The sequence below is a fragment of the Desulfobacteraceae bacterium genome (genome assembly GCA_022340425.1).
Lineage (GTDB): Bacteria > Desulfobacterota > Desulfobacteria > Desulfobacterales > JAABRJ01 > JAABRJ01.
Genome location: JAJDNY010000153.1, coordinates 1 through 23,439 on the forward strand (window position 1 = coordinate 1; position 23,439 = coordinate 23,439).

A 23,439-nucleotide genomic window follows, 5' to 3' on the forward strand; every position below is an offset into this window, starting at 1 on the left:
TTTCCCTTTTTTCATGTCAAAAATTTTTATTATTGATCACAGGGTATCGGTAAAAAACGGGTAACCGGGCGGATTTTTCCCTGGACATCGCAGCACAGAGCAAAAAAGCCGGCGGGAAAAAAGGCCACAAAAGGCACCGGCAATATATGCTGAAACCCAGCCAAACCGAGCAGGTCAAACCCGCGTGCTACCCCTTCGAGAACACCGGTTTTCCGGCAACCCAGCCCGACCTTTCCCGGATCCACGCCTAACCTTCTCACACCTTTGACCAGAAACATTCGCACTAACCCAAATCATTCCCACCTTGGTTTGCCTTGGCTTAAAAAGGTTCAACAAAAGCTCCGCTATGATTATGAGTGAATTTACAAAAAGTAAAATGGGCATACAAAAATTCACAATAAATCAGCTTATTACATTATTTTTACTTAAGAACAAGCACTCTTGAACGGGCTGCACAAGGACACTTCTTGCAATTGGCTCTCAACTTGCCCATGTTGCACATCGTGAAATTTTTTGCTAGTAGTGGAAAAGAGAAGTTTTTATCAACCCCAAAAGAAAGGAGAGGCGACATGAGGGCAAAAAAGCAAATTCACCCGGCAATTCCGAAGCTTAAAAACGAGATGGATAAGGGGAATCTTTCCCGGCGTGAATTTATCCACTACAGCGCGCTGCTCGGCTTGAGTGTAACCGCTGCCGGTCAACTCGCCGGGATGGTGCTGCCCAAAAAGCTTGCAGCTGCGGATATCAAACGCGGTGGGGTTCTCCGTGTATCCCAGCAAATCCAAAAGATCGACCACCCGGCACGTTTTTCCTGGCTTATGCCGTCAAACGCCACCCGTCAGATTTGGGAGTATATGACCTTCACGGACGAAAACAATTTTACCCATCCTTACCTCTGCGAAAGCTGGGAGGCCAGCGATGATTTGAAGACGTGGACCTTCAACGTCCGCCAAGGCGTGACCTTCAACAACGGCGACACCTTTACTGCAGATGACTGCATTTTTACCATTCAGCAGTGGCTGGATGATGCCGTTGGTTCTTCTCTCAAGGGTTTTGTGGGCAGCTATCTGGAAACCTCGGGCATTGAAAAAATCAATGACTACCAGTTCAAACTTCACCTGAAAAGCCCAGCCATTTCCCTGCCTGAAGATTTCTACCAGTATACCGCCCAGGTGGTTAATCATCGCACCTTCGAAGGTGACATGAAGAAAGCCCCCCACGGCACCGGACCGTTCGTGCTTGATACGTACAAGGAAGGCGAGATCTGCATTGTCAAGGCGCGAAAGGACTACTGGCAGAAAGGGGCTGACGACCAGCCCTTGCCATACCTGGATGAAATTCGTTTCATCGATATGGGGGGTGAGAAAGCCCCCCAAATCGCCGCTCTGAAGTCAGGCGATATCGATTTGATCGACGCCTCCGACAGCCCAGGCCCCGACATCATGAAAGCAGTCAAGGGTGACGGCCACATTAAAATCATTCCGGTGACCACGGCTACCACCCGCGTCCTGCGCATGCGGGCAGACCTCAAGCCCTGGAATGACAATCGCGTCCGCAAGGCCCTCAAGCTCTGTCAGCACCGCGAGAAAATCCTTGCCCTGGCCTACCAGGGTGAGGGTATGCAGGGACAAGATTTCCACGTATATCCAAAACATCCGGGCTATTGCGAGAAACCGGTGCCCCAGTATGATCCGGATCAGGCCAAACAATTGCTTGAGGAAGCCGGCTACCCAAACGGCATCGACGTCAATATTGCCGTCGGTTCGGAATGGACCGACGTCGTGCGCTACGCAGAAGTGCTCAAAGAGGACGCGGCGCCTGCCGGTTTTCGTGTCAACATCAAAACCATGACAACCAGCCAATACTGGGACAAGTGGACAGAAGAGGATCTGGGCATCACACCGTGGACCCATCGACCCTTGGAAACCATGGTTCTCAATGCCGCTTATACTGCTGATGAGAACGGCAAACCGGTTCCCTGGAACGAGACGCGCTGGGTAGACAAAGAGTTCAGCGAACTGCTGACCCAGGCAAGCGGGACCCTGGATGTCGAGACGCGCAGAGGAATCATGTGCAAGCTCGAGGACATTCAAATGGAGCGCGGCTCAATCGGCATCGCCTACTGGATGAACACCTGGATGTGTCCCAACAAGAAAATTCAAAACGTCATCGCTCACCCCAACCTGCTGCTTTTGCTTAACGAGGTTTGGCTGGACGGCTAACCTCGAGTTAAACGGGTTGGTTGAAGTCCCGGTATAAGGGCCCCGGTAAAAAAGGGAGGCGTTGAAACGCCTCTCCTTCTTGCGGCAATTTCGATCTAAGATTATTCAGTCTTTTTCTCTTGCCTTGCTTTTTTCGGATGCACCACCGGTTCGAGTTTCATCAGCTCTTCGAGGGGTATGTGGCAGAGGATGCGATGGCCCGATTCGTTCTGCTGCCAGGGCGGTTTTTCAGTTTCGCAGATCCGGCCGCCGTCGGGCAGCATCTCGGCCCGCCGGGGGCAGCGGGTGTGAAAATAGCATCCTGAGGGGGGATTGAGGGCACTGGGCACGTTGCCGCTCAGGCGGATATCTTTTTGCTCGGCCTCCGGGTCGGCAATGGGCACCGCCGACAGCAGGGCTTCGGTATAAGGATGATAGGGCGGGTCGTAAATTTTTTCTGCCGGGCCGATCTCGACGATGCGCCCAAGGTACATCACGGCGATGTCGTCGGAGAAATAACGCACCACGCTTAAATCGTGGGCGATGAATATCATCGACGAGCCAAAGGCCTGCTGGATCTCCAGCAGAAGGTTTATCACCGCCGCCTGGACACTGACATCCAAAGCAGAAACCGGCTCATCGCAGATGATCAGGTCCGGCCGACTTGCCAGGGCGCGTGCGATGCCCACCCGCTGCTTCTCGCCCCCGGAAAGCTGCCGCGGCAGCCGGTCGTAGTAGGTTCCAGACAACCGCACGGCTTTGAGCAGACGAATCACTTCGTTCTTGACCTGACTGCGCGGCACTGTCTTGAAGCGCTGGATCGGGCGCGCTATCTGCCGACCCACGGTATAGGAGGGGTTGAGGGTCGAATCCGGGTTTTGAAACACCATCTGCATTTCCTTGATCAACGCCGTGTCCCTGGAGGTAACCCCCTCCTCGACCTCGATGCCTAAAAACTGCATTTTGCCGCCGGTCAGCGGCTCCAGTCCGATGAGCCCCTTGACCAAGGAGGATTTGCCGCAGCCGGATTCCCCCACCAGCCCCAGGGTACGGCCCTTGGCCACCCGCAGGCTTACGTCATCCACCGCCTTGACGTACTTCTTCTCACCCAGGCCGAACAGGCTGATGACACTGTCGGCGGCTTTGGGATACCAGATCTTTAAATTCTCCGAATCCAGGGCAACGTCATTTTTTTGCCTGTCCTTCTGATTCGCTATGACCTCCTTGGCTTTTTTAGCTCTGCACTTGCGCCGGATGGTCTTGGGGCGCGATTCGATGTCCGTGGCGTAGAAGCAACGGGCGGCGTGCTCCGGGGAGAGTTGAACCATGCCGGGCCGGGTCTCCAAACATTCGCCCGTGGCATAGTCGCAGCGCGGTGCAAAAATGCAGGCGTTCTGAGGACGATCAGCCGGGGCCGGCACACGCCCGCGAATGGGGTAAAGCACCGAGTCCAGCTTGCTGTCCCCCAGTTTGGGCACCGCCGAAATCAACCCGCGGGTATAGGGATGGCTGGGGCTCTTGAAAATCTCCACTACGGTGCCCTTCTCCACCATTTGGCCGGCGTACATGACACACAGAAAATCGCTCACCCGAGCCACAACCCCTAAATTGTGGGTGATGAAAATATTAGCCGCCTTGAAGTCCTGCTTGAGCTCCTCGATCAAGTCCAAGACCGCCGCTTCCACGGTGACATCCAAGGCCGTGGTGGGTTCGTCCATTATCAGCAAGGCCGGATTGTTGAGCATCGCCATGGCGATGACCACCCGCTGCTGCTGACCGCCGGAGATCTGGTGGGAGTAGCGCCTCATCACATCCTCGGGGTCGGGCATATTGACCCGTTTGAGCATGCGGACACACCGTTTCCATGCGTCCTTTGTGGAGATATCCCTGTGGCAGGTGAGCACCTCGGTCAGTTGTTCACCCAACCGCATGGATGGATTGAGGGACTGCATGGGATCCTGAAACACCATGGCGATACTGTTGCCGCGGATCTTTTTGAGCTCGGCCTGGCTGCGGTTGACCAGTTCGGTTTGTTGGAAGCGGATGTGCCCGCCGGTGATCTTGCCGTTGGGCCCCAAGTGATTGACGATGCCGTAGGCGATGGTGCTCTTACCGCAACCGGATTCACCCACCAGACCCACGGTTTCGCCCTCGCGCACGCAGAAAGAGACATCGCGCACGGCCTCCACGTCCCCCTTGCGCGTTTCATAGGAGATGCTCAAATGCTCCACATCGAGCACAATTTCCGATTTTTCGCTGACCAGTTCAATCATTGAACCTCTCATCGTGTAAAAACCAAGCTTCCCCGCGCGTCAACCTTCGGCCTGTGCGCCGTTTCATTGATAGCGCATGGACTCCTCCCGAATTCCGTCAGCCAAAAGGTTCAGCCCCACCACCAGCGAGGCGATGGCCAGCGACGGCCACAAGGCGGCCCAGGGGCTGCCTGCCAGAATAAACTCGCGCCCCTTGGCCACCATGGAGCCCCAGTCCGGCGATGGCGGGGGGATGCCCAGGCCAAGAAAGCCCAGGGTTCCCATGGCGAAGATCGCGTATCCCACCCGCAACATGGCGTCCACTATGATAGGGCCGCGGGCGTTGGGCAGAATCTCCACGAACATGATGAACCAGGCGTTTTCCCCCCGGGTCTCGGCGGCACGGATGTATTCGCGCGTACGGATGTCCAAAGATAGGCTGCGAACAAGTCGGGCGATGCCCGGCGTGCCCACTATGGTCATGGCCAAAACGACGTTGATGGCCGATGCGCCCAGCGCGGCCATGATAATCATGTAGAGTAGGATGATTGGCACGGCCATCATGGCGTCCAGCAGGCGCATGGTGATCTCGTCCACCCAGCCGCCGTGGTAGCCGCTGACCAGCCCCAATGTCGTACCCACGATCAAGGCCACGAGTACACCCCAAACGGCGGTTCCCCCCGGTATCCAGAGATTTTCGCTAATGGGCATAATCACCAGCACCACGCGGGCGCCGTAAATCAGGCGGGACCACAGATCGCGTCCCAGTTCGTCGGTACCCAGAATGTGCTCCGTGCTGGGGCCGCTGTTGGGATTTTTCCAGTCCTGCTCCAGGGGGCCGTAGGGTGTCAGCAGGGGGGCGAAAATAGCCACGAAAATCCAAAATAGAACCAAAAACAGGCCCACCGTGGCGGTCTTGGAAGCCCATAGGAAATCGACACCGTCTCTCATTCGCGAGAGAAGCGTTCGTCGCTCGCTTTTCAGCGGTGGGTTTTCGTCAAGCGAATTGTCGGATGCAGCAACTTGCGCGCCGTCGGGCATGATGCTCCTCACTGTTGTCTGTTCGCCGGCCATCGGCCTGAAAATAAAGCGCTACGCGTATCGAATGCGCGGATTGAGAAAAGTGTATACGATATCGGCCACCAGCTGGGTGCCAACGGCCAGCAGCACCAGAATCATGGCCCCGGCCTCAAGGCCGTTGATGTCCTTGAACAGGGCCGATTCGAGCAGGTACTTGCCCAAACCGGGATAGCCAAAGACCACCTCGACGATGACGATGCCGCCCATAAGCCAGTTGACATGCAGCATGATCACGGTGATCGGCGCCATCAAGGCGTTGCGGACGGCATGCTTGAAGACAATGCGCCAATATGGCAGCCCCTTGAGATACGCCGTACGGATATAAGGAGATTTCATCACTTCCACCATGCTGGCCCGGGTGATGCGCAGAATGTAGCCCAACTCCACCAGCGTCAGGGTCAATACCGGCAAAATCAGCATGTCCAGGCGTTCCCAGGGCGCTTTTTCGCCAAACACCGTGGCACCGGGAACAATCTGCAGCCAGACCGCCATGATCAGGATCAGGAAAATACCGGTGGCAAATTCGGGTATTACCGAGAACATCATACCGCCGATGGACAGCACGCGGTCCTTGAGCGAGCCCTCCTTGAGGCCGGCGATCATGCCCAGCAGCAGGGCGGTGGGCATCACCAGCACAAAGGCGATGCCGGCCAAGACCATGGAGTTGCGCAGGCGGGTGAAAATCGTGTCGGCCACGGGCCGGCCGGTGCGCAAGGAGACGCCGGGATCACCACGAATAAATCCTTTTTTCAGGGGAATGTACTCCACAGGCCCTCCGGTGGTCTTCATCCAGCCGGTGCCCATGACAAAAGTCCAAACCTCCAGGTCGGTGCCCTTTTCCCAGCGCACGACATTGTTCGCCGTGTCCACCCCCCAGGCGATTTGGCCGCCGTCCGGCCCGGGCTGCCAGCGGTCGTTGTCCGTTTGCCGCACCGGTTCGCCCAAGCCTTTGGGGAGGGTGATGGCGACGATATCTTCGCCCTCCAACTTCCAGCGCACCAAGTCCCCGTTGGATCGAACTGCCCACCACTCTACAAAACCGTCATTGTTGGTAAGCCTTTCGAGTGGCATGCCCACCTTGCCTTCCGCCAGCCAGTCGCTGCCCAGCAACCAGCGAATGTAGCGGATGTGAACCGGCTTATCCAAACCCATCTGGGCCAAAAAGGAGGCTTCCTGCTCCGGGGTGATAAAGGCACCGAGTACGTTCTTGGCCACATTCCCCGGAGAGGCTTCGGTAATCAGAAAGACCGCCACCGATACCAGCAACATGGTTAAAACCAGTAATAAGAATCGTCTGATAATGAACTTAGCCATGATGATGTCCTGTGAAATATCAACGCGGCACCGCAGGCAACACAGCGTTGAAGCATACGCGCATAAACCGCTGAACGCCAAAGATTGGCGGGAGGATAATTCTAAGCTATACTAAAAAGAAATTAATTACTATCAAACTTGTGTAATTATTTCAACTAGTAATAATTAAGAGTAATTTCGCAGCCATTTCGAAGCAGTGCCTGTTGACAGGTAAAAAAACAGCCAACAATTTGATCCGGTTAGAAATTTTGATTACTTACCTTGTACTACGTTTAGCCGCTCATAATCCCGCCACTCCAATAAAGTACTCATGGATAAGCAAAACCGGTTAAAAAATTTGAGTATCTGATCACAGGGGTGTGGATCCAGGAGAGGTCGGGATGAATCCGCTGGGCGTTTCCGCCGGACAAAACGGCGATTGGGTTTGACACGTCTTGCGATTTCGCAGATATAGGGGGCATGGGTATCATCGCCGGGCGGGGCCACACATTGGCGCTTTGGCTGCTATTCGGCGGCGCCGGCAATTTCACGCGCCTCACCGACCGGGCCGGGGCAGCGCCTCCCATTTAACCCTACAATTTTTTTTTGCGAGGAGATTCCCATGACGCTCAAAAAAGTGGGCATCCTGACCGGAGGCGGCGACTGCTCCGGCCTGAATGCGGTCATCCGGGCCGTCACGCGGGCGGCCATTATCCAGGAAAATTGCAAGGTAATCGGCATCGAAGAGGGGTTTGAGGGGCTGGTGTGCAACCGCACTCAGGAGCTGACCATCCGTTCGACGCGGGACATCCTGACCCTCGGGGGCACGATTCTCGGCACCACCAACAAGGGCAACCCCTTTGCGTACCGCGAATACACCCCCGATGGCGGGATCCGCGTCCATGACTATTCCGAGCGGGCCCTCGAGAACTTCAAAGCCCTCGGGCTGGACTGTCTGATGGTGGTCGGTGGCGAGGGCACCATGGAGATCGCCTACCGGCTATTCGAAATGGGCGTCCCGGTGATCGGCATTCCCAAGACCATCGACAACGACCTGGAGATGACCGACTACACCTTCGGTTTTCAAACCGCCGTGGAGGTGGCCAGCGACGCCATGGACCGTTTGCACACCACCGGCCGCAGCCACCGGCGGGTGATGATCCTGGAGGTCATGGGCCGCAACGCCGGCTGGATCGCCCTGGAGGCCGGAATCGCCGGCGGCGCGCACGTCATTCTGATTCCCGAAATCCCCTACCGGATTGAGAACATCGTGGAGAAAATCCGGCTGCGGGCGGAAGGCGGCAGCCCCTACAGCATCGTCATGGTAGCCGAGGGCGCCCACGAGGAGGGCGGCTCGGCCATCGCCCAGGAGAGTGGTGCCACACGCCTTCAGGGCGTGCCGCAGCTAGGTGGGGTGGGTTTTTATCTCGCCGCTCAGATCCAGGAACACATCGCTCTCGAGGTGCGCTGCACCGTGCTGGGCCACATCCAGCGGGGCGGCTCGCCGTGCGCCTTCGACCGGGTGCTGGGCACGCGTCTCGGCAGCCGCGCGGTGGAGGCGGCGGCCCGGGGCGAGTTCGGCAACATGGTGGCCCTGCGCACCCCGGAGATCGTCCTGGTGCCGCTCTCGGAGATTGCCGGAAAGTGCCGCACGGTTCCGCTCACCTCCCAGCTGATCCACTGCGCCGAGGCCATCGGCATCAACCTGGGGCGCCAAAACGGCTTCTCGTAAACTTATGCATCTTGCCTTGCCGGACCAGGTTCGTCAGGGCGTCAACCAGTCGGGGCTTCCCTCCAGGCGCAGCGCCACCTCGCTGAACCACACCCGGAAGGTGCCGTCGGGCACCTTGTGATCCAGGGAGAGCACCAGCGGCCCGAGGGTCCGGTGGTCCTCCCAGGTGGCCGTCCGGGTGGGCTCGGGGGCCCCGCCGCGGCGATAGACCCACTGGTGGATGCGCTTATCCTCACCCACAAACAGCTCGTAGACATCCCCCGGCGTGTACCCGGTGGACGGCGGGTAAGTCACCACCAGGCGCCGGGCGCTGCCGCCGCCCAGGGGCAGCGGATGGCGGCCGAGATCTGCCAGGGTGAGGTCTGCGTCCCACACCAGGTGCAGCGGGAAAAGCAGCCAGTACTGGTCGTTGATAAAAGCCGCATCCAGCTTGCGCAGCTCTTCGCTGGAGTCGGCCGACAGCGCCCGGCGCTCGAAGCTGACCGGCCCCTCGGCGCCAAAAAAGGTCACCCGGTCGCCCTTGGGCTCCCACTGCCAGGCGCGGCGAACCGTTTTGTCGCCGATCAGGGCGTTGAAGGTGAAGCGCAGGGCCTCGACCCGGTGAAACTCCTGCACGCCGTAAGCCGCAGCCACCTCCCGGGCGATATCGGGCGCAGCCGCCCCACCCCGCTCGCCGGCACAGCCGACCACCCCGATTACCAGCATCATCCCTAAAACCGTCCACAGCCAAGTTCTCTTCACGGCACCCTCCCCGGCCGGTGGGAATGGTAGTGCGTCCCGCCCCGGCCATCGCTAAAAATTCCGGAACCAATTCTTTACAGGCGACAGTTTCAAGGTAGCATCGTGCGGTGGTCTGTCAAGGCGCCGGGCGGCTGGGAACCCCGCTGCGGGCGCACCCCCGACCAGGGGCGCTGGCCGATTTTAAAGGGATGCCTTGCGGATCTTTCCCCGGCCAAACTTGCGGCTGATGGCGTCCACGGTCCGGTCGACCTTTTCCCAGCCGGCGTTGCGCTCGGCGGCGCCGTCGAAGAGCATCCTCTGGGAAGGCGCGGACTGCGGCAGAAAATGGGATGCACCGACCCCGATCAGGCGCACCTTGCGCGCGAGGGGCTGGGCCTGCAGGAGGTTCACGGCGGTCCCGAAAATGGTGTCGGCCGCCTGGGTGGCGCCCGGCAGGGTCACACTGCGGGTGATCTGGCTGAAATCGGCATACTTTAGTTTCAAGGTGATGGTTTTGGCCCGCAGGCCCATCTTGCGCAGCTGCGCCCCGACGGTCTCGGCCTGCAGCAGCAGGAGGTTTTTCAACAGCGCTTGATCGGCGGTGTCCGCGGCAAGGGTCTCCTCGCTGCTGACCGACTTGGCGGGCGAAACAGGCACCACCGGGGTGGGGTCCACACCGAAGGCCAGCGACTTGAGACGCCGCCCGAAACGCCCCAGGCGCCGCTCCAGAAGGCCGTCGGGAAATTTACGCAGCTCCCCGAGGGTCCGGATCCCCAGCCGCCGCAGGGTCTCCAGGGTCATCGGCCCGACCCCCGGCACCTTGCCCACCAACAGTTTTTCCGTGAACGCAAGCACCTCCCCGGCGGCGATCCGGGTCAACCCGTCGGGCTTGTCCATGTCCGAGGCGATCTTGGCCAGGAAGCGGTTGGGCGCGATCCCAATGGAGCAGGTCAGGGCGACGGTCTCGCGGATGCGGGTCTTGATCCTTTCGGCCAAAAGCGGTGGGGGCCCGAAGAGCCGTTCGCAGCCGGTGACGTCAAGATAGGCCTCGTCGATGGAGACCGGCTCCACCAGCGGCGTAAATTCCCTGAGAAGACCCATGACGGTCCGCGACACTTCCTGGTAGCGCTCCCTGCGGGGGGCGACGATGATGGCCTGGGGGCATTTGCGGCGGGCCTGGAACATCGGCATGGCCGAGCGGACACCGTAGCGGCGAGCCTCGTAGCTGGCGGTGGTCACCACCGCGCGGTCCGAAAGGCCGCCGACGATGACCGCCCGGCCCTGCAGGCCGGGGTTGTCGCGCTGCTCGACGGCGGCAAAAAACGCGTCCATGTCCAGGTGCAGGATGGTGCGGCTGGCGTGCATGGCGGCCTGCTTCGAAATGTTCGTCCCGGCGGCTGTTTCAATGGGCCCGAAGGGATACGCCTATCCCCCGCGGGCACTCAGCCTTCGGTCGCACTGGTTTCCAGGGTTTCCAGGGCCTCGATCCAGTCCGCGGCGGGTCCGGGCCGGCCGTACAGGAACCCCTGAACGAGACTCACCCCGCTTTGGCGAAGAATCTCGGCCTGCTGCCGGCGCTCAACCCCCTCGGCCAACAGCCGGCCGCCGAGCCTCGTGATGACCTCCGCCGTGCGGCGGATCTCCTGGTCGATGCCCAGTTGGCGTCCCACCCGGCTGGTCACGGTGATACAGAGCTTGACGATTTCAGGTCTGAGGGTCCTGGCGGTCTGAAGGTCGAAAAAGCCGCAGCCGGTGTCGTCCAGCGCCAGACGAAACCCCAGCTCTTTCAGTTCCTTAAGAGCCCCCTGGAGGGTGTCGATGGCTTCCAGCGGCAGGTGCTCGGTAAACTCCAGCACCACCCGCGAGCGAATAGCGCGGAAATCACGGCGGGTGACCAGGTGGAAGAAATCGGGGTGTCGGATCAGGGCAGGCGAGATATTGATGAAGATCCACAGGGGCGGTGGCAGTTTGAGCCCCCAATCCAGCGCCATGCCGACACAATCCAACTCCAGCACCTCCCCCAGACCCACCCGGGAGGCGGCCCCCAGCAGATCGGCGGCGTCGTGAACCCGGCTGTCCTGGGGGCCCCGGACCAGGGCTTCGAAGCCGATGATCTTTTCCGTGAGAAGGGCGTAAACCGGCTGCAGGTAGGTGAGCAGCCGGTCGCCGGCGATCAGGCGCTGGACTTCCTCCCGGGTGGGAAGGCCCTCGCGCCGGCGCGCATCGGGGACATCCGCCAGCAGTCGGGGAACCAGCCGGTCCAGCGCCGCTTTCGGCATCTCCTCTTCCGGCAGAGCCAAGATTGCCGCCTTGATCCGCAGGCGGCTGCCGGTGGCCGGCCCGAAATTCTTCACGAGCGCCTCCCGGACCAATTCCCCGGCGGCCGCAGCCAGGCTCCGGCGCTGTTCCTGGTCTGAGCCCGACCAGGCCGGGCGCTTCAGCGCAAACACTTGGTACCAGAGGCCGCGGGCCGCAACCCGGATAGCGCCCAGGGGCGTGTGGCGTTCTAGCAAACGCTGGGCCAGGCCCGAAAAATCCCGCGTCAAATCGCGTTCGACGGCTGCCATCAGGTTATCCCCGAAAACCGCCAGCAGGTGTTCAGGGTTCTGGAGTTGAAACACCAGGCAGTAGTTCCCCATGGCAACGCTTTCAGTGGTGAATCGATCCGGACGGCGTTGGGGACTTCCGCAGGCGGCGGAACCCCATCGAAAAATCGGCCAGCAACTATTCTTTCATACAGGAGACCGGCAATGGGATCAAGGCCTGTGCGCGGGGGGTGGCTGGGGCTTTCAGCCCCGGGGAGGGAATTCGGGAAAGGGGCCGGATGGTGACCGCAGCAGAAAAACCGGGGCTTTCTTGGAGGTGGTTTTCGGCCGCCGGCACAGCGCCCACCAGAGGCCCAGGACGACCGGCACGACCGCCAGCAGCGCCCAGCTGCCGTGGGGCAGGGCCGCCAGGTGAACCGACCAAACGTCCGCCAGCAGGACGCCGGCCGCTGCCGTCAGGCCCGCCCAGATCGATACGCCCACGGCATCCAATAGCAGAAAGCGCAGTCCACCAATGGGCCCCATGCCGATAGCCAGCGGGATCACCGTCCGCAACCCATACAGAAAGCGGAAACCCACAATCAGCGGCAGACGGCAGCGCCGCTCAAGGCCTTGCGCCCGCTTCAGGCGGACCTGCCACAGGGGCCGGCGCGCCAAAAGCGCCTGTCCGCCGATGCGGCCCAGGCCAAAGAGCAACAGATCGCCGCAAAAGGCGCCCAGCAGGGCGGCCGCCATCACGGCGGAAATGTCCAGACAGCCCTGACGGGCCAGCATTACCGCCACGATCAGGACGGCTTCCCCCTCGACGAGCGCCCCGAAAAAGACCGCGGCATAACCGTAGGCGGCGATGAAATCGGCGGTTGTCATCCTGTGGCGGGCCTCAAATACGGTCCTGAAGAACGTGGAAGTGAATTTTGGCGCCGGTCACCTGGCTTCGGCCGGTGTAGAGAAACGCAAACAGCCACAGCGCTTGCAGAAAAACCAGCACCCCGGGCTGCCAGAGGCTCCACAACCCGGCCAGGATGTCAACGGCCGCAACCGAGGGCGGGCAAAGGAGGGCGAAGGGCACGGCGGCGCCGGCGGCCACCAGGCTCATGGTCTGATATTTGGAAATCCGGCCAGCCCCGCGGTAATCCGCCCGCAGGAACTCGGAAAAAAAACGCCACAGCTGGGTGACCACCACCACCTCCAGAAAGGCGGCACGATACCATTGGCCGAAAAAAAGGGCAAGCCCGAACGCCGCCGCTGCGCAGTAAACGATGGCTGTGACCGCCTGGACCGGCACCACCGGCTCGCCGTCAAGGCCGTCGGCAAAGGCGATCTTTTTGGTAACGCCCTGAAAGACGAAACCGCGGTTGCCGAAGAGCCGGCGGATCAGCGGATGAGTCCCGGAAAGCGGCTTGCCGTAGCAGCAACCGAAGCTGATGCAGGCCAGCCGCCCGACGCCTTCGCCGACCGCGTAGGCGATCGCAAGCGCGGCCAGGGTGGCGGCAAGCGGCAGCTCAACCCCCATTCGGGCTCCCAGCACCCGCCCGAGGCCCCAGACCAGCGGCGGCCCGCCCAGAATACCGACAAAGGCCGCCCCCCCGACACTGAAGGTGTATTTCTTTTTTTCCACCAGGCGCGCGATCAGCTTGGATGCCGGCACGCAAATCCCCAGCAAGACCGCCACTATCAAGAAAAACCCGGCGCATGGGATCCCCAGCGCCGCCAGCAGGCAGATGCCGACGGCCGTGGCCAGCAGGTAGGCATTGGCGTTGAAAACGCCGTAGTAGGTCAGATTGACGCCGCGCCAGCAACCGTCCGGCTGGCGCACACTGGGCAGCGAGGCCAGAAACTGCCATTTTTCGCGCGGCAGGTGGCGAAACCCCCAGACCAGCATCACGGCCGTCAACAGGCAAAAACCGGCGACAAAAAGGGCTGCGGCCACGACGGCACCTCTTTTTTTGGGGTTGAAGGACGCGCGCCGAACGAAACCCGCCGGCGCGCCCGGGTCAAACCGGTTCGGGGCCGGCGGCAGCCGCCGGCAGGGCCCTACCGATGGCGGCCCGCACCGCCACCTCCGTTTCCACCAAGGGCTGGCCGAAGCCCTGGGAGTAGCGGCTGACGGCGTCCCGGCGGAACATGTTGGCGACGATATCCTCGGAAAAACGGACCCGGTCTTTTTCAAAAATCAGAACGTCCACCGAACTGCCCGGCCGGTAGAGGCTCTTGGGCTGTCCGCGCTGCAAGAAGTCCCCCGGCCGGACCGGCCGGGGGGCGTCGTAGCGGCTGTCGCTGTAACACTGGACGATATCCCCGATCATCAGGGCGACCACCTCGATCATGGCGACGTGGCCGGCGCAGGTGCCGCCCGGCACATCGGTATCGATGACCGTGACCACGCGCTTGTTCTTGGAAAAGGGGGTCACCGCCGCCACCACGGCGCCCGGGTTGCAGGCGTGGTAGCACCCGTCAAGGGCGTAGTGGTCCACCACCCGCCCGGCCACGGGGCTGTGGTTGTAATGGTATTTTTCGGGGGTCAGCCGGAAGAGGGCGAAATGGCCGTCTTGGAAAAGGTCACGCCAGTCCGGGCGCCGAACACCCAGCAGTTCGTCGCCGTCGAAGAACTTTTCCTTAATGAAGAACCGGGTCTGATCGCCAAACGCCCCCACCAGCATGCGAGCATCCGCCGGGGCCACCACCGCGGCGGGGTCGGCGGGCATGGGACGGGTGTCCCAGTAGCGGATTCGCCGCTCGAAGACCGCCCGGGGCGAGTCCAGCGCCGCGCGCCCCCCCAGACACTCGGAGAGATCGATGCCCAGGGCGTGGATCAGGCGCTCGGCGCCTGAAAGGTTTCTCCCCTGCCGCCGGCCGTAGTTCAAAAGGCCCAGCAGGCGGGAGACGCGGGCCGAGGTCAGGGCGCGGAAAAGCACCGGCGCGCGCTCGCGCAGCGGCGTGTAGAGCAGGTTGACCAGACGGTCGGCAAACAGCCTTTCGTCGCGCACGCGGGCCGTCTCGCGTTCGATGTACTGGTGGGGGGTCAGGTAAGCAGCCCTCATCGGACGCACTCCCCGGCACCGGCGGCCTGACGCCGGCGGTCGCGCTCCAAAGTCAGCAGCATCACCTGAATGGTGGTGCGCAGGGTGCCGGGGTCGGCCTGGGCGGTCAGCAAGTCGCGTTTGACGCCGCCCAGAAAATCGGGGGCGCTGCGGCCCCCCAAGAGGGTGTAGAGGTCCTTGTTGAAGGTCCCCTCGCGCCAGGCCGAAAAGGCGTCGATGGCCTTGAAGTCCTCCTCCAGTAGCCCGAAAGCATCCTGGATGGCCCTGTTTTTGAGCCCGTCGCGGTAATAGCGCTCGGCCGCGGTGTTGAATTCGGCCCCGGAGAGCTGCAGCGGGTGCTCGGCCCCCGCCGTTTCCAGGATGCCCATGGTCAGCCTGCGCGCCGCGCCGCGCTCCGGCGCCGCCAGACGCGCGGCCAGATCCTCGATCACGTCCCCGAGACCCATCTGCTCGATGAGCTCACGGCCGTCGCTGCGGATGGTCTCCACCAGGGCCTGACAGTAGGCCTGCCGCTGGACCCGCACGTAGCCCTTGTAGCGTCGGCTGAGGCGGGTGTCTTGGACCGTTCCCAGGATACGCGCCAGAAACCGGTTGCGGGTGTCCTGGCGGACGTAAAAGGTCGGAATCCCGACGGCCGCCCCGAAAAAAATCTGGCGCCGCTCGCTTTCAACGAAGGGGTCGTCGGGGATCTGGGCGTGGGTCACGTCGTTTCGCAGGACGTAGCCGAAGGCCAGCGCAGTCAGCAGCACCTGAAGGTCGGCCGCCGGTCCCATGTCTTCCATAATGTCGTGAAACATGCTGAAGTGACGGCCCTCGAAGCCCGAATAGCCCATGGTGCCGAACTGGCGCAGGCGATAGGCGAGATAAATCGACATCGCCGGGTCGAAGACCCCCATGGAAGCCAGGTCCTCCTTGAGGCGCTGTTCGTTGCCCAGCCGGCCGTCCAGCGCCGGGCTGCTGGCGGTGCTGAGCAGGGCTGCGGGGTAGTCCAGGAGGCGAAAATCGTCCACCAGGTCCCCCCGCAGGCCGAGGAAGCGGGGAATGCGCCGATCCAGCCATTCGGGGCCGAAGGGCGTCAGCGACCGGCCGCAGCAGCTCAGCGAGGCCTTTTTCTTCCAGCGCCGCCAGAGCATCCGCAGGTGGGTGAAGTCCAGCTCGTGGGGCAGAAAGCCCAGCACCTTCTCGGGGTGAAAGTCCTGAAAGTCCAGCCGGTAGGGGGCCGCGCTGTAGGTGCCGACAAAAAGCGGCAGAAAGTGCTCGACGATTTTGATCACCAGGTCGCCCATGTGCTTTTCGGCCGCGGGGCCGAAACCGGGCACCCCGGCTTGCAGCAGGGCCGAGAGCTTGCGGCTGCCGATGCTGACGTGGGTGCCGTTGTTGGCCAGGCTGGTGTTGGACACATCGGGCAGCACGATCAGGTTGCGGGTGATGATCCCGGCCTCCTTCAACTTGGCCACGGCGTTGAGCTGGCTGCGGGAGAGCACCTGGTGGCAGAGCACCATGTAGCGGTGTTTTTTTTCGCCGCAGTCCCAGCCGGAAAGGCAGGGGCTCATGAAGAGCTCGCGGTAGAAGCCGTCGGAGATCAGGCGGTTGAGCCGTTTCTGGCGCAAGGGGGGGTTGGGGGCGAAATAGACCGTCACCTCCTGCCCGCTTTGCGTCAGCCCGAAGTGCCGGTTGGCGAAGGCCATCAGAAATTGGGCGAGCAGAAAACGCCGCAGGGTCTCGCCGGCGATGGCCGCACCCGGCGAAGTCTGACCGTCGCCCGCCACGGGATGGAAGGAGAAGGTCTCAGGCGAGGTGTTGTCGCTTAAAAAATGGCGCAGGCAGCGCTCGCCACTGATCCGCACCAGGGAGGACGGGTCCGCATCGCCGATAGCCTCCGCCAGGGACAGCTTGAGCAGGTAGCTCACCGGCACCCGCAGCCAGGTCGCACCGTTCTGCCGCAGAAAAAACCGCTCGCAGTCGCCGCGCCGCGGCCCGGGGCAGCCCTTGTCGGCTTGCAGGTCGCGCTCCAGCACGCTCCGGGCATAGCTCCCTAAGCGCTCCAGGGGAAACCGCACCCAGCTGTTTTCCCAGACCCCTTCAGGGTTGTCCGCCAGATGGGCAGCCAGCTCCGAGACGCTGCGCTGGGAGGCGTCGCCGGTCAGGGCCCGCCGCTGCAGGTTGCGATAGTAATTGGACTGGGCGATCATCAGCGGCAGGTCGACGGTCTGGCCCGAGCCGAGGACGGCGGTCTGCAGCTCGTTTTCCGAGCCGAGGGTGGCATCTCCGCCGGCAAACGGCAGCGAGGCGGCAAATCCGGCGGCGGAGGTGGTCTCGATCCCCAGCAGGTCCGCGACCCGGCGGCAGTCGAAGGTGGGCTCCGGCGCCGCTGCGGGCTCCGGCACCACGCGCAGATGGGCGCTCTGTGGGCTCATGCATACCTCCAATGGTGGGTGGATGCCCCCACGGGGCCGCGACCCCATCCGGGGCAGGGCACCGTCGGGGCGGGTCGACGACCCGCAACCCGTCGCCGCGATGGGTTCTTTTTTTTCCGCAGCTTATATCGGCCTCGAATATTTTGACATTGTGAGCAAAAGGTGAATTCTATATAAAACTTCGACCGCAGCGGCCTGCTGCCAGCCGGCGCCGGGCCGCACCAAACCGAAAGCCGAGGAGGAGCGTTGCGATGGAATCCCGAATGCCCACCCGAACAGAGGCCTTTGCCCTTCTGCAGAAGTACAACCGCAGCGACAGCCTGATCAAACACGCCCTGGCCGTGGAGGGGGTCATGCGCCATTTCGCCCGCCAAAACGGCCAGGACGAGGAAAAGTGGGGCATCGTGGGCCTGGTCCACGATCTCGACTACGAGCAGTTCCCCGAAGCGCACTGCCGCAAGACCGAGGAGATCCTGACCGCCGAGGGGTGGCCCGCGGAGATGATCCGCGCGGTGGTCAGCCACGGCTGGGGCATCTGCTCGGAGGTCCGGCCGGAGTCGCCGATGGAGAAAACCCTCTACGCCGTTGACGAACTCACCGGGCTGGTGGCCACCACCGCGCTGGTGCGCCCCAGCCGCAGCGTGCTGGACCTGACCGCCCAGTCGGTCAAGAAAAAATGGAAGGACAAGCGCTTCGCCGCCGGGGTCGACCGCACCATCATCGACCGCGGGGCGGAGATGCTGGGCATGGACCGCAGCGCCCTGATCACCGAGACCATCCTGGGCATGCGGACGGTGGCCGAGGCCATCGGGCTCGCGGGACAGCCCGCCCAACCATGACGGCCCACAGCCTGAGCACCGGCGCGGAGGCGCCGCGCCCGGCGGCCGGGACGTTTCAAGCCGGTCGGGTGCTGGCCCTTTCGGTCTGCCATTTCATCCACGACGTCTATTCCAGCTTCCTGGCGCCGCTGCTGCCGCTGCTGATCGCGAAGCACTCCCTGTCGCTGACCCAGGCGGGGCTTCTGACCACCGTCATGCAGGTGCCGGCCCTGCTCAACCCCGTCATCGGCACCCTGGCCGACCGCATGAGCACGCGCTGGTTCATCATTCTGGCGCCCTCCCTGACGGCGGTGCCCATGAGCCTGATGGGCTTGGCCCCGTCCTACACGGTCCTCCTGATCCTGATGTTTTTGGCCGGCATCAGCGTGGCGCTCTTTCACGTGCCCGCACCGGTGATGGTCTCCCGGCTTTCGGGCACACGGGTGGGGCGGGGGATGAGTTTTTTCATGACCGGCGGGGAATTGGCCCGCTCTTTAGGGCCGTTGGCGGCGGTTGGTGCGGTGTCGGTGCTGGGCTTCGAGGGCTTTTACCCGGTGATGGGGGTGGGGCTGCTGGCCTCGCTCTGGCTTTACAACCGTTTTGCGGATGTACCCCTCAAAGTCGCGGGGCCCAAAAGAGCCTCGATCCGCCAGGTCTGGCGGGAGACACGCCATGTGCTTCTGCCGCTTTCGGGCATTCTGACGGCGCGGGGGTTCATGCACGCTGCCATGACGGCCTTCCTGCCGACCTTCATCCTCCAAGAGACCGGCAATCTCTGGCTGGCCGGCGCCGGCCTGACCATTTTCGAGGGCGCCGGCGTGGTGGGCGTGCTGGCCGCCGGCTCGCTGAGCGACGTCTTCGGCCGCCGGCGGGTGCTGCTGGTCTCGCTGATCGGGGCCCCGCTGAGCCTTTTTCTCTTCACCTGGCTCAGCGGCCCGGCGCGCGTTTTCATGCTGGTCTGCACCGGCTTCACCCTGCTGTCCACCTCACCGGTGATGCTGGCCATTGTGCAGGAGCGGGCGGTCAAGAGTCCGGCGGCCGCCAACGGACTCTACATGATGATCTCCTTCATGGCCCGATCGGCGATCGTGGTGGGGGTGGGGTACCTGGGGGACCTGATGGGGCTTCGCGACACCTACCTGGCGGCCGCCGCCCTCGGGCTGCTGGGGCTGCCCTTCGTGATGATGCTGCCCCGCAGCCGGCCGGCAGCCGGGATCTGAGCGCCCGGCGGGGAAAGAGCGGCTGCCGACGACAAGCCTCAGCGGCACGCGTCGGCGACACCGGCCTCACTTTCCAGGAAGGTCTGCAACTTCTCGATGTGGCGGTTTTCCTCGGCGATGATCGTCTCCAACTGCGCCAGAGTGGCCGGGTCCTCGATGAACGGTTTGAGCATCTCGTAGAAGAGCACGGTATCCTCTTCAAAGGCCACCGATACTGCCAGCAACTGGGCGACCGTCTGCATGTTGGTAAAATCGGCATCCTCGAGGGAGAAGCTCTGGCCTGCGACCAGTTGGGTCAGCAGCCCCTGGTTGAGCTCTTCCAGCACCGGGGTCTGAAAAGTGTCGGCGGCCACCCGGGCCTTTTCGGCAAACCAGGCGGCGTGGCGCGCCTCCTCATCGGCCAGCCACTCCAGCAGCGGCACCAGCACCGGGTGGGTGATGCGGCGAGCGGCCTGGCGGTAGGTGGCCTCGCCGTTTTTCTCGATCTGGACGGATAGATCCAGTATCTCTTTGATGGTGAACAAGGGGTTCCTCTCTTGAATTCCGCGGGTTGAAGGTCGGCAGGGCCCGCCGAACTCCGCCGGCAGGCGTCTGTAATCAATTCAATTTAGAACAAAAAGAGACCAAATGCAAACCCCCCTGGACACCGACAACGCCCTGGCCCTGAGCCGCAAATGGACCCTGCGGGCCCACGGCCGCCAGGTGGTGGTGGTCAAAAAGCGCCGGGAGCGGGCCTCCCACGTCTTGATCAAGGCCTTCATCTGGGCGCTTTACCTGCCGGAATATCCCGACCTCAAGATCGAGGTCGGCATCGGGGGGCGCTACACGCCGGATGTGGTCCAACTGGACCAGCGCGGGCAGCCGGTCTTCTGGGGCGAGGCCGAACGGGTCAGCCTGAAAAAAACCAGGGCCCTGGTGGCGCGTTTTCCCTCAACCCACCTGGTCTTCGGCAAATGGGCCGCCCCGCTGGCGCCGTTTGCCAAAACCCTCGGCGCGGCGGTCGCCAAAAGCAGACGAAAGGCACCGGTGGATCTGATCCGCTTTCCGGTGGAGAGCGCCGCCCGCTTCATGGATGGCGACGGCCGGATCACAATCGACTTCGCGAACCTCGAGTGGCGGCGGTTCGCCCCGCAATCCTGAATCCGCCCGGCGCCCGGCCAGGATATAGGGTTTGTTTTCTCCCAGCGGTTCTGTTACTTTCTGGTTTTTTTGCCGGCACGGGAAATGCCGTGCTCACATTTTTTTAGCCGCCGCCCCCGAAAGGAGACCCGCAGCATGCCAGTCGACCGGAACCCCGACATCGATTTTACCGTTGATCGCGCCAACCTCTACCTGGAGGAGGGCTTCACCGATATGAAGGTGGCCTCCATCCGGCGCCTGACCCCGGTGAAGGCCGACGGCTCGCCGGACCCCGGCCGCCGGACCGTCTTTATCGGTCAGACCCAGCTGATGACCCCCGAAGGCCCCCTGCCGATTCAAAACGAGCTGGCGGCGGCAACCCTCAGCGAGGCCATCGACAAGTTCCCCGCGGCCATGGCCGAAGCCATGCAGCACGTGATTCTGGAGCTGCGCCGGATGGAGCAGATGCAACAGCAGCAGAAGAGCCAAAAGGATTCGCGGATCATCGTGCCGGGCCGTTAACCCCCCGGACCTGCGGGCCCTGGGGGCGCCCCCGCCGGTTTGCGGCGGGGTCTTTTTTTGGGGCGCCGCAGCAGGTTCACCCCAGCAGGTCCCGCCGGCGATGTTTCAGGGCGGGCAGTTTCTCGCGCACGGCCGCAACCCGGGCCGCGCTGACCGTACCGAAAATCAGGGCCGGTTCTTCACCTGCGCCGGCCAGCGGCACGCCGAAGGGGTCGAAAAGGGTGCTGCGGCCGCAGAAGGGCGAACCCACCAGGTCGCACCCGGCCACGTAGCAGGCGTTCTCTATGGCCCGGGCGCGCAGCAGGGTCAGCCAGTGGTCCTCCTTCATGACCCCCTGGTACCAGGCGGCGGAGACGATCACCAGCTGCGCCCCCTGATCGGCCAAGTAGCGGAAGAGCTCGGGGAAGCGCAGGTCATAGCAGATGGCAAACCCCAACCGGATCCCGCCGCAATCGATCACCGGCGGCAGGGCCGCGCCCGGCACCAGGGTGTCGGATTCCCGCAAGCTCAGGGCGTCAAAGAGGTGCAGCTTGCGATAGGCCGCGGCAAACCGCCCTTGGGGCGAAAAGGCGAAGAGGGTATTGAAGGCGCGCCCCGGCTGGGTGGACGCCTCCCAGCCACCGGCGACGACAAAGAGCCTGTTTTCGGCCGCGATTTGCGCCAGGGCGTCCTGGAACCGCCCCCCGTCGGCCGCCGCGACTTTCGCCGGCGGGTTGTCGGCCGCCGGCCGCGCCATAAACATCTCTGGCAAAGCCAACAGACCGGCACCGCCGGCAGCCGCCCGGCGGGCCAGGTCGCCGGCCGCTGCGATGTTTTTGGCGGGCTGCCGATCGGCGCTCACCTGTCCCAGTGCGATCCGCAACTGCACCTCCATGGCCCCTCCTTTGACTTTCGCGCCCGCCGTCATTTCTTAAACGCCTCCTTGCGCAGCCCCGCCTGTTTCATCTTGTTGTACAACCCCCGGGGGTGAATGCCCGCGATCCGGGCGGTCTCGGCGATGCGGCCGCCGGTTTTCCTGAGCGCCATTTCCAGATAAAGCCGCTCGACCTGCGCCAGCACCTCTTTCTGCACCTCGGGCAGGGTCTTGTCCAGCCATTCAGCGGCGCCCCGGGCGGCGCCGGTAAGGCCCGCCGCCGAAACGGCCGGGTTGCCGTGAAACACATGGGGCAGCTCGGCCATTTGGATCACATCGGTCTTGCACAGCAGCATGGCCCGTTCGATGACATTCATCAGCTCACGCACGTTCCCCGGCCAGTCGTAGTTGGAGAGCGCCTGGAGGGCCTGATCCGAGAAACCGTTGATCTCCCGCCCGATTTTGTAGCGAAAAAAAGCGATAAAACGCCGCACCATCGTGGGGATGTCCTCCCGGCGATGGCGCAAGGGGGGGATCGTGAGGGTCAACACGCTCAAGCGGTAGTAGAGATCCTGCCGGAAGTTGCCCCGGGCGACTTCCGCCTCCAGGCTGCGGTTGGTGGAGGCGGTCACCCGCACGTCCAGCCGAATGGTTTTTTCCCCGCCCACCGGCCGCACCTCGTAATCCTGAAGCACCCGCAGCAGCTTGGCCTGCAGGTGCAGGGGCATCTCACCGATTTCATCCAGGAAAATGGTTCCGCCATGGGCCAGCTCGAACGCCCCCCGGCGATACCGGATAGCCCCGGTGAAAGCGCCCTGCTCATGACCGAAGAGCTCGCTTTCCAGCAGGTTTTCGGGCATCGCCGCCGTGTTGACCGACACAAACGGGCCGGCCGAGCGGGGGCTTTCGGCGTGGATGGCCTTGGCCAGGTGCTCCTTGCCGACGCCGGTTTCACCCAGCAGCAGAATCGGCGAATCGCTGGGTATGACCTGGAGCACCTCTTCCATGAAGAGCTGCATGGCCTGGCTTTCGGAAACGAAATCCGAAATTTTGGGCTTTTCCAGCCCGCGGCGGTCAAAGCGCCTGCGCATGATGTACTGGCGCCGGGACTCCAGGGTGGTCTCCATGGCCTCGACCATGCTCTTTTTGGAAATCCCGGCGTAGAGCACCACGTCCGCCCCGGCGGCCGCCAGCTGGGCATGCTCCTCGGCGGAATCACTGTCATGGATGATCACGGTGGTGGGGCTTTCGGGCAACTCGTTGAGAATCGTAATGCCGTTGTCGGCCGGTCGCAGGAGCAGCGATTCGCTGATCACGATCACATCACAGCCGCTGCAGAGCACCTTCTGCCAAACCGTGCGCTGCTGGCCGAAGGACTCCACCCGGACGTCGTACTCCGCGAGCTTGCGCTCCAGATAGCGCTGCAAGTTTCTGTCCTTGAGGGCCAACCCCAAACGAATCAGCACCGTTCCCTCCTCCCGTTAACGGCAACCCCGTACCGATTTTGGGCCGGGGTATCACAACCCGCTTTGAGAATGAAATTACCGCTTTTACCCCCCCGACCCGCCACCGGGTGACATCGACAATACTGGAAACCAACTGAAAATTATAGCTAAAATTTCCTT

At 62.5% G+C, this 23,439-nt stretch carries 19 protein-coding genes; 6 read left to right on the top strand and 13 right to left on the bottom strand.

Annotated elements, in window-relative coordinates; all coding sequences use genetic code 11:
• Nucleotides 1-569: 569 nt before the first annotated feature.
• Complete coding sequence (locus tag LJE63_13275) at nucleotides 570-2,222, top strand: ABC transporter substrate-binding protein (protein ID MCG6907578.1); 1,653 nt, start codon at nucleotides 570-572, stop codon at nucleotides 2,220-2,222.
• Nucleotides 2,223-2,323: 101 nt separating this feature from the next.
• Here LJE63_13275 and LJE63_13280 read toward each other — a convergent pair whose 3' ends face one another.
• The 3 genes from LJE63_13280 to LJE63_13290 all read right to left on the bottom strand — a co-directional run bounded on the left by LJE63_13280 (nucleotide 2,324) and on the right by LJE63_13290 (nucleotide 6,847).
• Nucleotides 2,324-4,474, bottom strand: coding sequence for an ABC transporter ATP-binding protein (locus LJE63_13280; GenBank protein ID MCG6907579.1), 2,151 nt, complete (start codon nucleotides 4,472-4,474; stop codon nucleotides 2,324-2,326).
• A gap of 63 nt (nucleotides 4,475-4,537) precedes the next feature.
• Nucleotides 4,538-5,494, bottom strand: coding sequence for an ABC transporter permease (locus tag LJE63_13285; protein ID MCG6907580.1), 957 nt, complete (start codon nucleotides 5,492-5,494; stop codon nucleotides 4,538-4,540).
• Nucleotides 5,495-5,545: 51 nt separating this feature from the next.
• Nucleotides 5,546-6,847 carry an ABC transporter permease gene (locus LJE63_13290; protein MCG6907581.1) on the bottom strand — a complete coding sequence of 434 codons (1,302 nt, stop codon included), beginning with the start codon at nucleotides 6,845-6,847 and terminating at the stop codon, nucleotides 5,546-5,548.
• 601 nt (nucleotides 6,848-7,448) lie between these two features.
• On the opposite strand from LJE63_13290, the gene LJE63_13295 reads away from it, so the two are divergent.
• Nucleotides 7,449-8,558 (top strand): ATP-dependent 6-phosphofructokinase, encoded by a 1,110-nt coding sequence (locus LJE63_13295; protein ID MCG6907582.1) that lies wholly within the window; start codon nucleotides 7,449-7,451, stop codon nucleotides 8,556-8,558.
• Between the two features lie 33 nt (nucleotides 8,559-8,591).
• Here the strand turns inward: LJE63_13295 and LJE63_13300 are convergent, their stop codons facing one another.
• The 7 genes from LJE63_13300 to LJE63_13330 form a co-directional block, all read right to left on the bottom strand.
• A complete protein-coding gene (locus LJE63_13300) occupies nucleotides 8,592-9,299 on the bottom strand; it encodes a hypothetical protein (protein MCG6907583.1) in 708 nt (235 codons plus the stop codon).
• 180 nt (nucleotides 9,300-9,479) lie between these two features.
• Nucleotides 9,480-10,643 (bottom strand): DNA polymerase IV, encoded by a 1,164-nt coding sequence (locus LJE63_13305; GenBank protein MCG6907584.1) that lies wholly within the window; start codon nucleotides 10,641-10,643, stop codon nucleotides 9,480-9,482.
• 77 nt (nucleotides 10,644-10,720) lie between these two features.
• The gene (locus tag LJE63_13310) at nucleotides 10,721-11,917 is read right to left on the bottom strand and encodes an EAL domain-containing protein (protein ID MCG6907585.1); all 1,197 of its coding nucleotides are present in this window, start codon (nucleotides 11,915-11,917) and stop codon (nucleotides 10,721-10,723) included.
• A 150-nt stretch (nucleotides 11,918-12,067) separates the two neighbouring features.
• The gene (locus LJE63_13315; protein ID MCG6907586.1) at nucleotides 12,068-12,691 is read right to left on the bottom strand and encodes a DedA family protein; all 624 of its coding nucleotides are present in this window, start codon (nucleotides 12,689-12,691) and stop codon (nucleotides 12,068-12,070) included.
• Nucleotides 12,692-12,704: 13 nt separating this feature from the next.
• Entirely contained in the window at nucleotides 12,705-13,754 is a 1,050-nt protein-coding gene (locus tag LJE63_13320) for a prolipoprotein diacylglyceryl transferase (protein MCG6907587.1), read from the bottom strand.
• Between the two features lie 64 nt (nucleotides 13,755-13,818).
• Complete coding sequence (locus tag LJE63_13325; GenBank protein MCG6907588.1) at nucleotides 13,819-14,865, bottom strand: phosphatidylserine decarboxylase; 1,047 nt, start codon at nucleotides 14,863-14,865, stop codon at nucleotides 13,819-13,821.
• The gene (locus LJE63_13330; protein MCG6907589.1) at nucleotides 14,862-17,282 is read right to left on the bottom strand and encodes a hypothetical protein; all 2,421 of its coding nucleotides are present in this window, start codon (nucleotides 17,280-17,282) and stop codon (nucleotides 14,862-14,864) included. Before LJE63_13330 ends, LJE63_13325 begins: the two co-directional genes overlap by 4 nt.
• Before the next feature lie 263 nt (nucleotides 17,283-17,545).
• On the opposite strand from LJE63_13330, the gene LJE63_13335 reads away from it, so the two are divergent.
• On the top strand, nucleotides 17,546-18,121 hold the full coding sequence (locus LJE63_13335; GenBank protein ID MCG6907590.1) for a hydrolase: 576 nt from the start codon (nucleotides 17,546-17,548) through the stop codon (nucleotides 18,119-18,121).
• Complete coding sequence (locus tag LJE63_13340; protein MCG6907591.1) at nucleotides 18,118-19,320, top strand: MFS transporter; 1,203 nt, start codon at nucleotides 18,118-18,120, stop codon at nucleotides 19,318-19,320. The genes LJE63_13335 and LJE63_13340 overlap by 4 nt, the downstream gene beginning before the upstream one ends.
• 38 nt (nucleotides 19,321-19,358) lie before the next feature.
• Here LJE63_13340 and LJE63_13345 read toward each other — a convergent pair whose 3' ends face one another.
• A complete protein-coding gene (locus LJE63_13345; GenBank protein ID MCG6907592.1) occupies nucleotides 19,359-19,844 on the bottom strand; it encodes a ferritin family protein in 486 nt (161 codons plus the stop codon).
• A gap of 103 nt (nucleotides 19,845-19,947) precedes the next feature.
• On the opposite strand from LJE63_13345, the gene LJE63_13350 reads away from it, so the two are divergent.
• A complete protein-coding gene (locus LJE63_13350) occupies nucleotides 19,948-20,460 on the top strand; it encodes a hypothetical protein (protein ID MCG6907593.1) in 513 nt (170 codons plus the stop codon).
• A gap of 135 nt (nucleotides 20,461-20,595) precedes the next feature.
• Nucleotides 20,596-20,961 carry a cytoplasmic protein gene (locus LJE63_13355; protein ID MCG6907594.1) on the top strand — a complete coding sequence of 122 codons (366 nt, stop codon included), beginning with the start codon at nucleotides 20,596-20,598 and terminating at the stop codon, nucleotides 20,959-20,961.
• A gap of 76 nt (nucleotides 20,962-21,037) precedes the next feature.
• Here LJE63_13355 and LJE63_13360 read toward each other — a convergent pair whose 3' ends face one another.
• The gene (locus tag LJE63_13360) at nucleotides 21,038-21,835 is read right to left on the bottom strand and encodes a carbon-nitrogen hydrolase family protein (GenBank protein MCG6907595.1); all 798 of its coding nucleotides are present in this window, start codon (nucleotides 21,833-21,835) and stop codon (nucleotides 21,038-21,040) included.
• Nucleotides 21,836-21,864: 29 nt separating this feature from the next.
• Nucleotides 21,865-23,280, bottom strand: coding sequence for a sigma-54 dependent transcriptional regulator (locus LJE63_13365; GenBank protein MCG6907596.1), 1,416 nt, complete (start codon nucleotides 23,278-23,280; stop codon nucleotides 21,865-21,867).
• Between the last annotated feature and the right edge of the window lie 159 nt (nucleotides 23,281-23,439).